This is a genomic window from Silicimonas algicola (genome assembly GCF_003970735.1).
GTDB lineage: Bacteria > Pseudomonadota > Alphaproteobacteria > Rhodobacterales > Rhodobacteraceae > Silicimonas > Silicimonas algicola.
The window spans coordinates 2,081,763-2,093,240 of record NZ_CP034588.1 but is presented as its reverse complement, the minus strand read 5'-3'; the positions used below and the strand labels follow the sequence as shown (position 1 = coordinate 2,093,240).

Annotated in this window: 11 protein-coding genes; 7 read left to right on the top strand and 4 right to left on the bottom strand. The window is 66.2% G+C overall.

All coding sequences use genetic code 11. The annotated features are described in order from the left end of the window. Positions 1-20 precede the first annotated feature (20 nt). The 7 genes from EF888_RS10410 (at position 21) to phoB (ending at position 7,382) form a co-directional block, all read left to right on the top strand. Complete coding sequence (locus EF888_RS10410; RefSeq protein ID WP_109758938.1) at positions 21-1,052, top strand: ATP-binding protein; 1,032 nt, start codon at positions 21-23, stop codon at positions 1,050-1,052. 188 nt (positions 1,053-1,240) lie between these two features. Then, positions 1,241-2,281, top strand: a complete 1,041-nt coding sequence (locus tag EF888_RS10405; protein WP_109758937.1) for a substrate-binding domain-containing protein — start codon at positions 1,241-1,243, stop codon at positions 2,279-2,281. A 73-nt stretch (positions 2,282-2,354) separates the two neighbouring features. Further along, a complete protein-coding gene (pstC, locus tag EF888_RS10400; protein WP_109758936.1) occupies positions 2,355-3,827 on the top strand; it encodes a phosphate ABC transporter permease subunit PstC in 1,473 nt (490 codons plus the stop codon). Beyond that, the gene (gene pstA / locus EF888_RS10395) at positions 3,824-5,158 is read left to right on the top strand and encodes a phosphate ABC transporter permease PstA (protein ID WP_109758935.1); all 1,335 of its coding nucleotides are present in this window, start codon (positions 3,824-3,826) and stop codon (positions 5,156-5,158) included. Before pstC ends, pstA begins: the two co-directional genes overlap by 4 nt. A gap of 13 nt (positions 5,159-5,171) precedes the next feature. After that, positions 5,172-5,969, top strand: coding sequence for a phosphate ABC transporter ATP-binding protein PstB (gene pstB, locus EF888_RS10390; RefSeq protein ID WP_109758934.1), 798 nt, complete (start codon positions 5,172-5,174; stop codon positions 5,967-5,969). An 11-nt stretch (positions 5,970-5,980) separates the two neighbouring features. Beyond that, entirely contained in the window at positions 5,981-6,688 is a 708-nt protein-coding gene (gene phoU / locus EF888_RS10385) for a phosphate signaling complex protein PhoU (RefSeq protein ID WP_109758933.1), read from the top strand. A gap of 4 nt (positions 6,689-6,692) precedes the next feature. Then, positions 6,693-7,382, top strand: coding sequence for a phosphate regulon transcriptional regulator PhoB (gene phoB / locus EF888_RS10380; RefSeq protein ID WP_109758932.1), 690 nt, complete (start codon positions 6,693-6,695; stop codon positions 7,380-7,382). A gap of 439 nt (positions 7,383-7,821) precedes the next feature. Here phoB and tsf read toward each other — a convergent pair whose 3' ends face one another. The 4 genes from tsf to EF888_RS10360 form a co-directional block, all read right to left on the bottom strand. Next, the gene (gene tsf, locus EF888_RS10375) at positions 7,822-8,700 is read right to left on the bottom strand and encodes a translation elongation factor Ts (RefSeq protein WP_109758931.1); all 879 of its coding nucleotides are present in this window, start codon (positions 8,698-8,700) and stop codon (positions 7,822-7,824) included. A 78-nt stretch (positions 8,701-8,778) separates the two neighbouring features. Continuing rightward, entirely contained in the window at positions 8,779-9,642 is an 864-nt protein-coding gene (rpsB, locus tag EF888_RS10370; RefSeq protein WP_109758930.1) for a 30S ribosomal protein S2, read from the bottom strand. A 165-nt stretch (positions 9,643-9,807) separates the two neighbouring features. Beyond that, on the bottom strand, positions 9,808-10,392 hold the full coding sequence (locus EF888_RS10365) for a GNAT family N-acetyltransferase (RefSeq protein ID WP_164721644.1): 585 nt from the start codon (positions 10,390-10,392) through the stop codon (positions 9,808-9,810). Between the two features lie 44 nt (positions 10,393-10,436). Then, the gene (locus EF888_RS10360; protein WP_109758928.1) at positions 10,437-11,405 is read right to left on the bottom strand and encodes a homocysteine S-methyltransferase family protein; all 969 of its coding nucleotides are present in this window, start codon (positions 11,403-11,405) and stop codon (positions 10,437-10,439) included. Positions 11,406-11,478 lie beyond the last annotated feature (73 nt).

The window sequence follows — 11,478 nt, the reverse complement described above, 5'->3', positions numbered from 1 at the left end:
CAGGACGAAAGGACGAGGCGATGAGCGCAGGGATCATCGAGGCCATCGCCGTGCCGGCCATTCTGGTGGCCGGAGACGGGCGCGTGACGGCCGCGAACGGGGGCGCGCGGACGCTCTTCGGGGCGGCGCTGGTCGACCGGCACTACATCACCGTCCTGCGTCAGCCTGGACTTCTCGACGCGGTGGAGCGGTCGCTGGAGACGCGCGAGCCGACCGACTGTCGCTACCTGACGACAGAGGCCCGGCGCGAGACGACCTGGCAGGCCAGGTGCAGGCCGGTGCCGGGGGAGGCGGGCGTTCTGGTCACTTTCGAGGACCGGACCGCAATGGAGGAAGCGGGGCAGATGCGGCGGGATTTCGTGGCGAACGTGAGCCACGAACTGAAGACTCCGCTGACCGCGCTGATCGGCTTCATCGAGACCCTGCGGGGAGCCGCCAAGGACGACGCGGCGGCCCGGGCGCGGTTTCTCGACGTCATGGAACGCGAGGCGCGACGAATGAACCGGCTGGTCTCGGATCTGCTGTCGCTCAGTCGCGTCGAGGCTGATGAACGTGTCCGGCCGACGCGCCGGGTCGACCTCGCGGCCCTGGCGCGGGCGACCGCGGTGACGCTCGATCCTCTCGCGGCCGACAATGGTGTGACGCTGGTGCGCGAGGGGATGGACGAGCCAGCCGAGATCGCGGGCGATGCGGACCAGCTTTCGCAGGTCGCGACGAACCTTCTGGAGAACGCGATCAAGTACTCCGGCCGGGGCGCCTCGGTCGTTTTGTCGCTGGCGCGCGAAGACGACAATCCGCGGCTCAGGGGGCCGGCTGTGGTGCTTTCGGTAACGGACACCGGACCCGGCATCGATTCGCTGCACATCCCGAGGCTGACCGAGCGATTCTACCGAATCGACAGCCACCGCTCACGCGAGAGGGGCGGGACGGGCCTTGGCCTCGCCATCGTGAAGCACATCGTCAACAGGCACCGAGGCCGCCTCGTCATCGAGAGCACGCCGGGGCAGGGGAGCCGATTCTCGGTGGTTCTGCCGGCGGGGCCGGTCGGCTGATCCAGGGGATTCGCGCGGACGGCGCCTGCTCCAGGGCCGGGATCGCTGTGTAACCTCTTGTTAACACTCGCCCCGCCGAGCGTCATATAACTGTTACGCTTCTGTCACAAAAGCTTGGGCGCGGGTCCTTAGGAACCGGCAGCAAGGGCCGCGACGGGCGGTCCCGTGATATTCAGGAGTACTGTCCCATGATGAACGCGAAGCTGACCGCCTCGACCCTGGCGATCCTCGCCGCCTCCGCGACCGTCGCCGTGGCCCGCGATCAGGTGCAGGTCGCCGGGTCGTCCACCGTGCTGCCCTATGCCTCGATCGTGGCCGAAGCCTTCGGCGAGAATTTCGACTTCCCGACGCCGGTCGTTGAATCGGGCGGGTCGTCTGCCGGTCTCAAGCGCTTCTGCGAGGGCGTCGGCGAGAACACCATCGACATCGCCAACTCGTCGCGGAAAATCCGCGAGGGCGAGGTCGAGGCCTGCGCCGCCGCCGGCGTGACCGACATCATCGAGGTCCGCATCGGCTATGACGGCATCGTCTTCGCCAGCCAGATCGACGGTCCCGAGTTCACCGCCTTCACGCCCGACCAGTGGTACAAGGCGATGGCAGGCGAGGTCATGGTCGACGGCGCGCTGACCGCGAACCCCTACACCAAATGGTCCGAGATCGACGCGTCGCTCCCCGACGCCGAGATCATGGCCTTCATCCCCGGCACGAAGCACGGCACGCGTGAAGTGTTCGAGGAGAAGGTCCTTCTCGCCGGCTGCGAAGCCTCGGGCGCGATGGAAGCCATGGTCGCCTCGGGCGTCACCGAAGACGACGCCGAAGACAAGTGCATGTCGGTCCGCACCGACGGCCGGTCGGTCGACATCGACGGCGACTACACCGAGACGCTCGCCCGCATCGACGCCAACCCGAACGGCGTCGGCGTCTTCGGCCTCGCGTTCTACGAGAACAACCAGGACAAGCTGAAGGTCGCGACCATGGGCGGCATCGAACCGACCGTCGAGACGATCTCGACCGGCAACTATCCGGTGTCGCGTCCGCTGTACTTCTACATCAAGGCCGCTCACCTGGGCGTCATCCCGGGCCTGAAGGAATACGCCCAGTTCTTCGTCGCCGACGAGATCGCGGGTCCCGACGGTCCGCTCGCCGAGTACGGCCTCGTCAGCGATCCCGAGCTGTCGGGCACGCAAGCCATAATCGAGAACGAAGAGACGATGGCGTCGGGCTCGTAAGAACGGGACGTCACGAAACCGGGGGAGGGGGCGTCATGGCTCCCTCCCTCTGCCTGCCGAAGGGGACCGAGCGATGCCGACAACCTGGCTGATCCTGGCCATCGCCGCACTGGCCGCCCTCGGCTTCGTCGCGGGACGGGCGAGGGCGATGACCTCGGCCGGAGGCGATGCGCGGCGGCTTCATTCGCTGCCGGCCTATTACGGCTGGAACGTCGCGCTGACGGTGCTGACCCCCGCCCTCGGCCTTTTCGTGCTGTGGATGCTGGTCCAGCCGTTCCTTGTCGACCGCCATGTCACCGGCCTGATCCCCGACAGCGCCATAGGCCAGGGGTCCTCGCGCGGGCTGGTGATGAGCGACGTGCGCCGGGTGGCGGAGGGGCTGTCGGTGCTCGAAGCGCGGGGCGCGGATGCGGACGACATCGCCGCGATGACGCCCGAGGCGCTTCAGGACGAGATGGCGGCCGTCGGCGTCGCCCTCGGCACGCCGATGACGCCCGCGGTGAAGGCCGCGGCCGAGGCCTATCGCGCCGAGACCGACGGCTGGCGGACCTGGATGGGGGTCGCCGTCCTCGCCGCGGCCCTGGGCGGTCTGGCCCTGTCGTGGCGCATGACGGACAAGGACTTTCGCGCGCGGAACACCGTCGAGCGCGGCATCCTCTTCATGCTCCTCGGCGCCGCGCTGGTCGCGATCCTGACGACGCTCGGGATCGTCCTGTCGATGCTCTTCGAGACGGCCAACTTCTTCGAGGCCTATCCCTGGCAGAAGTTCTTCCTCGGCACCAACTGGGCGCCTGATTTCCGCGGCAACTCCGAGCTGGCGATCCTGCCCTTGCTCTGGGGCACGCTTTACATTTCGCTGATCGCGCTTCTGGTCGCGGTCCCGATCGGGCTCTTTGCCGCCATCTACCTGTCGGAATACGCAACGAAACGCGTCCGCACCCTGGCCAAGCCCGCCATCGAGATCCTCGCCGGCATCCCCACCATCGTCTACGGCCTGTTCGCGCTGATTACCGTGGGGCCGATGCTGCGCGACTGGCTGGCGCAGCCGCTCGGCTTCGGCAACAGTTCGTCGAGCGTGATGACGGCGGGTCTCGTCATGGGGATCATGCTCATTCCCTTCGTGTCCTCGCTGTCCGACGACATCATCAACGCGGTGCCGCAGTCGCTGCGGGACGGCTCCTACGGTCTGGGGGCGACGCAGTCCGAGACGATCAAGCAGGTGATCGTGCCCGCGGCCCTTCCGGGCATCGTCGGCGCGATCCTTCTGGCCGCGAGCCGCGCCATCGGCGAGACGATGATCGTCGTCCTGGGCGCAGGTGCGGCGGCGGCGCAGTTCAACCAGGGTCTGGGCGAGGTGGTGAACCCGTTCCAGGCGATGACGACGATCACCGTCAAGATCGTCAGCCAGCTGACCGGCGACACCGACTTCTCGTCGCCCGAGACGCTGGTGGCCTTCGCGCTCGGCCTCACGCTTTTCGTCATCACGCTGGGGCTGAACGTCCTGGCCCTCTGGATCGTGCGCCGCTACCGGGAGCAGTACGAATGACCGACATGACCGCAGGGGCAGCGCCCGTTCGGGGCACGCTTGTCGCCGACGCGCACACGCGGAAGCGCAATGCCTCCGAGAAGCGCTTCCGGCTTTATGGCGCCATCGCCGTCTCGCTGGCGGTCATAGCGCTCGTGTTCCTTCTGACCTCGATCGTCCGCAACGGGGCCGGGGCCTTCATGCAGACCTACATCTCGCTCGACGTCACGCTCGACGCGGCGAAGCTGGACAAGTCGGGCAACCGCAATCCGGTGGAAATGGCAAAGGTCACGACCTTCGGCTATGCGCCGCTTATCAAGGACGCAATGGCCTCGACGATTGCGGCCAACGGCATCGAGATCGAAGGCCTCGACAAGCCCGAGGATCTGATCTCGAAGGAGGCGTCCGCGCAGATGCGCGACGTCGTGCTCGCCAATCCCGAGTTGGTCGGAGAGACGCGGCGGTTCGAATTCGTCGCCGACGGGCGCATCGACGGCTACTACAAGGGCCGCGTCACGATGCAGTCGGCCGAGCGCGACTCGAACGTCACGCCCGCGCAGCTTCGCTTCGCCGACGCGCTGAAGGAGGCGGGGCTTCTCGAGACGCGGTTCAACTGGAACTTCATCACCTGGCCCGACGCGTCCGAGAACCGGCCCGAGGTCTCGGGCCTTGGCGTCGCGATCCTGGGATCCTTCTACATGATGCTGATCGTCCTGGGCCTCGCCCTGCCGATCGGGGTCGCGGCGTCGATCTACCTCGAGGAATTCGCTCCGAGAAACCGGCTGACCGACCTGATCGAGGTGAACATCTCGAACCTGGCCGCCGTGCCCTCGATCGTCTTCGGCATCCTCGGCCTCGCCATCTTCATCAACTTCGTCGGCCTGCCGCAGTCGGCGCCGATAGTGGGCGGGCTGGTGCTGACGCTGATGACGCTGCCGACCATCATCATCACGACGCGCGCCTCGCTGACGGCCGTGCCGCCGTCGATCCGCGAGGCAGCACTCGGGGTAGGGGCCTCGAAGATGCAGACGGTGTTCCACCATGTCCTGCCGCTGGCGGGCCCCGGGATCATGACCGGCACCATCATAGGGCTCGCGCAGGCCCTGGGCGAGACCGCGCCGCTTCTTCTCATCGGGATGGTCGCCTTCGTGCGCGAGTATCCCTCGGCGCCGCCGGAAGGCTTCTTCGAACCCGCCACAGCGCTGCCGGTCCAGGTCTTCAACTGGACACAGCGCGCCGATCCCGCTTTCATCGAAAGGGCCTCGGGCGCCATCATCGTGCTTCTGGTGTTCCTCTTCATCATGAACGCGATCGCCGTCGTCCTGCGCCGCCGCTTCGAGCGTCGCTGGTAAAGGAGACCGAGCCATGAACGACATGCGTTTGATAGACCGGAAGACCACCATGAACGAGATCAAGATCGCGGCCGAGGGCGTGGACGTCTTCTATGGCGAGAGCCATGCGCTGAAGGACGTCTCGGTCGACATCGAAGAGCGCACGGTGACGGCCTTCATCGGACCGTCGGGCTGTGGCAAGTCGACCTTCCTGCGGTGCCTCAACCGGATGAACGACACGATCCCCACGGCGCGCGTCACGGGCAGGATCACGCTCGACGGCGAGGACATCTATGCGCCCTCGGTGGACCCGGTGCAGTTGCGCGCCAAGGTGGGCATGGTGTTCCAGAAGCCGAACCCGTTCCCGAAGTCGATCTACGACAACGTGGCCTACGGACCCCGCATCCACGGCCTGTCCCGCAACAAGGCCGAGCTGGACGAAATCGTGGAAAATTCGTTGCGCCGCGCGGCCTTGTGGGACGAAGCTAAAGACCGGCTGGCCGAGCCGGGGACCGGTCTGTCGGGCGGCCAGCAGCAGCGGCTCTGCATCGCGCGCGCCGTCGCCACTGCGCCCGAGGTGCTTCTGATGGACGAGCCCTGTTCCGCGCTCGACCCCATCGCCACGGCGCAGGTCGAGGAGCTGATCGACGAGCTGCGCCAGAACTTCTCGGTCGTGATCGTCACGCACTCGATGCAGCAGGCGGCGCGGGTCAGCCAGAAGACGGCCTTCTTCCACCTCGGACACCTCGTCGAATACGACGACACCGACACCATCTTCCAGAACCCGCGCGACACGCGGACCGAAAGCTACATCACGGGCCGGATCGGGTAGGAGAGAGACAGATGAACAACGCGCATATCGCCTCGGCCTTCGACCGTGACCTGGAACGGGTGCAGGCCATGCTGATGAAGATGGGCGGTCTCGTCGAGACCGCGATCCTCGATGGCGCCAAGTCGCTCGAGGCCCGCGACCTCGAACTGGCGGACAGCGTGCGGAAGGGCGACCGCGCCATCGACGCCCTGGAAGAGCAGGTCAACGCCGAGGCGACGCGGGTGATCGCGCTGCGCGCGCCGACCGCGCGCGACCTGCGCACGGTGATGACGGTCATCAAGATCAGCGCCAACCTCGAGCGCTGCGGCGACTATGCCAAGAACATGGCCAAGCGGACGACGGTTCTGGCCGAAACGCCGCCCGTGGGAAGTGCGTCGGTGTCGATCCGCAAGATGGCGCGCGAGGTGCAGCTGATGCTGAAGGATGCGCTTGACGCCTATGTCCAGCGCGACGCGGCGCTCGCCGCCGACGTGATCCAGCGCGACGAGGACGTGGACCAGCTTTACAACGCGCTGTTCCGCGAGCTTCTGACCTTCATGATGGAAGACCCGCGCAACATCACGCCCTGCATGCACCTGCATTTCATCGCCAAGAACATCGAACGGATGGGCGACCACGTCACCAACATGGCCGAGCAGGTGGTCTATCTGGTGACCGGCGCGCTTCCCGACGAGTCCCGTCAGAAGCAGGACGTGACGGCCTACGTGTCCGAGGAATAGACCCATGTCCGCGCAACAGCCCATGGTCCTGGTGATCGAGGACGAACCCGCGCAGCGAGAGGTGCTGGCCTACAACCTTCAGGCCGAGGGCTATGGCGTCACCCATGCCGAAACCGGCGACGAGGCCCTTATCGCCGTCGAGGAGGCGCAGCCCGACGTCATCATCCTGGACTGGATGCTGCCGGGCGTGTCCGGCATCGAGGTCTGCCGGCGGCTGAAGGCGCGAAACGACACGCGGGCCATTCCCGTGATTATGTTAACTGCGCGGGCCGAGGAGGCCGACCGCGTGAGGGGGCTCGAGACCGGGGCGGACGATTACGTCGTGAAGCCGTACTCGGTCATCGAGCTGATGGCGCGCGTCCGCACGCAGTTGCGCCGCACGCGGCCCGCGACCGTGGGCGAGCGGTTGGAGTTCGAGGACATCGCTCTCGACGCCGAGACGCATCGTGTGACGCGTTCCGGTGCGCCGGTGAAGCTGGGGCCGACCGAGTTCCGGCTTCTGTCGACCTTCATGGAGAAGCCTGGACGGGTCTGGTCGCGCGAACAGCTTCTCGACCGCGTCTGGGGGCGGGACATCTATGTCGACACGCGTACGGTCGACGTTCACATCGGACGGCTGCGGAAGGCGCTCTGCGTCCACGGCGGGGAAGACCCGGTGCGGACGGTCAGGGGTGCGGGATATGCGCTTGGTTGATGGTCTAGCTTTAAAGCGCATAATCGGTATTATGTAATATTGCGATTTGGCAGTCAGCCCAGTGCCTTGCACTGCGACGCCGATGAAAGTCCGTGGCGTGCCGGCTACACTTATGTGCGAACGCAATGTTTACGCCCGCCCCATCTCGTGCCGGCTTCCCATAGGGAAACTTTTAGGAGATAATTCGGCCGTTCCGTGAGTGATGGCATTCTAGCCAAGGAACGCAGCCTTCCCGAACCCCGGTGTGCGCCGGGTCAATTGACGGGAGGAATCGGGTGAAACCGAAGCTGGCGGATCGGCGCATTCACGTCGTGAGGCTGGCATTCCAGAGAACGAGTACGAGGTGCGCCCCTTACCTCATCCCCAATGGCGGCGTGCCGGGAGCGTTATGGTGGTCAGGCGGTGCCGCGTCCCGGCGGCACCGCCTTTTTTTGGGCGATCAGGCGCCGCGCGCCGTCTTGGCGACTTCGGCCGCGAAATCCTCGGTCTTCTTCTCGATGCCTTCGCCGACTTCCATGCGGACGAAACCCGTCACGGTCATGCCCGCGGCCTCGGCCGCCTTGCCGACGGTCAGGTCCGGGTTGACGACGAAGGCCTGGTTCAGAAGCGTCGCTTCGGCGACGAACTTCTTCATCCGGCCCACGATCATCTTCTCGATGACAGCCTCGGGCTTGCCGCTTTCGCGCGCGATGTCGATCTGGATCGAGCGTTCCTTCTCGACCACGGCCTGGTCCATGTCGGCCTCGTTCAGCGCGGCCGGGTTCACGGCGGCGATGTGCATTGCGATCTGACGCGCGGTGGCGTCGTCACCACCCGAATACGCGACCAGCACGCCGATCTTGCCCATGCCGTCACCGGCGGCGTTGTGGACATAGGATGCCACGGCGTCGCCCGAGATCTTGGTCATCCGGCGGATCGTCATGTTCTCGCCGATCTTGGCGATGGCATCGGTCAGCCGCTCGGAAGCGGATTTCCCGTCGATGTCGGCAGCCTTCAGCGCCTCGACATCATCGGCTTTCAGCGCGGCGGTGGCGAACTTCGAGACCATGCCCTGGAATTCGTCGTTCTTGGCGACGAAGTCGGTTTCCGAGTTGATCTCGACGGCAACGCCGGTGTTGCCCGAGGTCTTGACGGCCACGAGGCCCTCGGCGGCGGTGCGCCCGGCCTTCTTGTCGGCCTTCGACAGGCCCTTGGTCCGCAGCCAGTCGACCGCGGCGTTCATGTCGCCGTCGGTCTCGGTCAGCGCCTTCTTGGCATCCATCATGCCGGCGCCGCTCAATTCGCGCAGCTCTTTCACCTGTTGTGCGGTGATCGCCATCTTCGGCTCTCCTCGATCTATGGAATAAGGGTCCGGACGCGAGAATGGTCGCGTCCGGTCTCAGAAATGCGACAAGGATTACTCCTTGTTTTCCAGCTCGTAAGGCGCGTCCTTGGCGATGGCGTCGTCCGACACGGTCTCTGTCGAGGCCTTGCCGACCTCGACGCCGGCATCGGCTTCGGTCGCCGCGTCGTCACCAAGGTCTTCTTCCGTCGTTTCCTCGAGAGCGCCCACATCGACACCGGCGGCGCCAAGCTGCGCCGTCATGCCGTCAAGGGCTGCACGGCTGACGAGGTCGCAGTAAAGTGCGATCGCACGCGCCGCGTCGTCGTTGCCCGGAATGATGTAGTCCACGCCGTCGGGCGAGCAGTTGGTGTCGACAATCGCCACGACCGGGATGCCCAGCTTCTTGGCTTCGGCGATGGCCAGGTCTTCCTTGCTCACGTCGATGATGAAGAGAAGATCAGGAAGGCCGCCCATCTCGCGGATGCCGCCGAGCGAGGCCTGAAGCTTCGCCTGGTCGCGTTCCATGCCAAGACGCTCTTTCTTGGTCAGGCCCTCGGCGCCCTGGTCCATCCGCTCGTCGACCTGCTTGAGGTGACCGATGCGCTGGCTGATGGTCTTCCAGTTGGTCAGCATTCCGCCAAGCCAGCGGTGGTTGACGTAATACTGGGCGCAGCGCTCGGCCGCGTCGGCGACGGGCTTCTGCGCCTGCCGCTTGGTGCCCACGAACAGGATGCGGCCGCCGCGCGCGACGGTCTCGCGGATCACGTGCAGCGCCTGGTCCAGCATCGGGACGGTCTGCGTCAGGTCGAGGATGTGGATGCCGTTCCGCTCGCCATAGATGAACTGACCCATGCGGGGGTTCCAGCGTTGCGTCTGGTGGCCGAAGTGGACGCCAGCTTCCAGAAGCTGACGCAAAGTGAATTCAGGGAGCGCCATGTCCAAGGTTCCTTTCCGGTTTGCGCCTCGGCAGAGCGTTTCATCCCGAAACCGGGACAACCGGCGGACCTTGCGGGATGTCTCCCCGAAAGGCCCAAGCCCTGCCTGTGAAGTCCGCGCGAGATAGTCCCATCCCGCGCGGTTATCAAGCGGAAAACGCAGGCCTCATGGCCGGCGCAGGCAGAGCCAGGCCTCCCCTTCCCCGTCCCAGTCCTCCTTGACCATCGCGTGGCGTGCGACGGGCCGGAATCCGACGGAGGCGTAGAAGTCGAGCGCCGCCGCGTTGACGTCAACCGCGATCAGCGACAGGGGCTGCCACGCTCCGGCCGCCGCATCCTCGATCAGCGCCCGCGCAACGCCCCGGCGCCGGAATTCGGGGAAGACTGCCAGCGCATTGATGTAGTGCGTGCCGCAGAGCTCGTTCTCGGCCGCGATGAGGGCGCCGATTAGCGACCCGGCGTCGCCAGCGTCCTCAAGTGTCGCGTCCTTCTCATAGCTCAGAAGGCCGCCCGCAGGCACACCGTCGATCTCGCCAATGCGGAAGCGCATGGCGGGGTCGGCGATCTTGAGCCTCATCCTTTCGAGGATCGCGCTGTCCCTGTCGGCCTCGCCTGCAAAGGATTTGGCCCAGAGGTGCTGCGAGAGGCCGTAGCTGGCCTCCTCGAAGATCCGGCGCAGCACGGGGGCGTCGGCGGCGGTCCCCGAGCGGATGGCGAGGCGCGAGGTGGTGATCTTGGTCTGGTAAGTCATCTTTCTGTCTCCTGTCTTGTGTCCCCGGCGGTCCGGGGGGGCGATCACGACGCGGGCGCGTGATCCCTGTGTCGAGGCACGAGATGGCGCGCCGCGCATCCGATATGCCGTTCGTCCGAGCCGCAGCAGCCGCCGATGACGCGCAGGTCCGGCAGGCTGTCGCGGAACCCGGCGTAGAGCGCGCCGAATTCCTCGGGATTGCCGTCGTCCAGTTCGGTCGCCGCGTCGAGTTCGGCGTGGCTCATGCGGGACGCGTTCGCCCTGACTCCGCCGATGCGCGCCGTCCAGTCGCCCGAGAGAGCGTCGGCGAAGTGGTCGGGATGGGCGCAGTTGACCATGTAGAACAAGGGGTATCCGCCCGTCGCATCCTCGGTGGCCGCGATGGCCTCGGCCAGGGTCGGGCCGGATACGAGCCGTCCGTCGGTCTCGACGGTGAAGCTGATGACGACGGGAAGGCCTGCTTCGCGCGCGGCCTCGGCGATGCCGATCGCCTCGCCGGTGTGGGTCATGGTCATGGCCGACACCAGGTCCGCCCCCTCCTCCGCCATCCAGCGCATCTGCGGCGCGTGGATCGCCGCCGCTGCCTCGGGCTTATGCATGCGGTCGGGCGCGTAGCCGTCGCCCGCCGGTCCGACCACCCCGTTGACGAGGATCGGCAGGGTCGCCGTCTCGTGGGCGTCGCGCAATCCGACGGCAAAGGCGGTCGAGGCACGCGTCAGGCGCTCCATCCCGGCTTCGGTTCGGCCGAGCGTATCGGCCCAGAACGCGCCCGAGCGCCAGGTGGCGGTGTCGAGAACGAACCCGGTTCCCGCCGTCCGCGCCAGATCGATGTAGCTCTGGAAGTACCGCTCCAGCGCCTTCACGCCGCTTTCGCTTTCGCCGTCGAACAGCAGGCAGGAGGCGAAATGCGGCAGGTCGATGCCGTCGTGGAAGATCAGGGTGGTCTCGAGCCCGCCATCGGCCACCCAGGGCCTGTCCGCGGTCATCAGCCGTTCAATGCGTGCGTTCGTCATGATGTGTCTCCGTTCTATGATGTGCGATGGAGATGCCATGTCGGGGCGACTTCGGGCAGTCGTCCCGTGGTCC

What these genes read in the sequence shown, in the direction of transcription:
- pstB (WP_109758934.1), top strand. Translation starts at nt 5,172, where the DNA reads ATGAACGACATGCGTTTGATAGACCGGAAGACCACCATGAACGAGATC.
- rpsB (WP_109758930.1), bottom strand. Translation starts at nt 9,642, where the DNA reads ATGGCGCTCCCTGAATTCACTTTGCGTCAGCTTCTGGAAGCTGGCGTC.
- pstA (WP_109758935.1), top strand. Translation starts at nt 3,824, where the DNA reads ATGACCGACATGACCGCAGGGGCAGCGCCCGTTCGGGGCACGCTTGTC.
- EF888_RS10410 (WP_109758938.1), top strand. Translation starts at nt 21, where the DNA reads ATGAGCGCAGGGATCATCGAGGCCATCGCCGTGCCGGCCATTCTGGTG.
- EF888_RS10360 (WP_109758928.1), bottom strand. Translation starts at nt 11,405, where the DNA reads ATGACGAACGCACGCATTGAACGGCTGATGACCGCGGACAGGCCCTGG.
- tsf (WP_109758931.1), bottom strand. Translation starts at nt 8,700, where the DNA reads ATGGCGATCACCGCACAACAGGTGAAAGAGCTGCGCGAATTGAGCGGC.
- pstC (WP_109758936.1), top strand. Translation starts at nt 2,355, where the DNA reads ATGCCGACAACCTGGCTGATCCTGGCCATCGCCGCACTGGCCGCCCTC.
- EF888_RS10365 (WP_164721644.1), bottom strand. Translation starts at nt 10,392, where the DNA reads ATGACTTACCAGACCAAGATCACCACCTCGCGCCTCGCCATCCGCTCG.
- phoB (WP_109758932.1), top strand. Translation starts at nt 6,693, where the DNA reads ATGTCCGCGCAACAGCCCATGGTCCTGGTGATCGAGGACGAACCCGCG.
- EF888_RS10405 (WP_109758937.1), top strand. Translation starts at nt 1,241, where the DNA reads ATGATGAACGCGAAGCTGACCGCCTCGACCCTGGCGATCCTCGCCGCC.
- phoU (WP_109758933.1), top strand. Translation starts at nt 5,981, where the DNA reads ATGAACAACGCGCATATCGCCTCGGCCTTCGACCGTGACCTGGAACGG.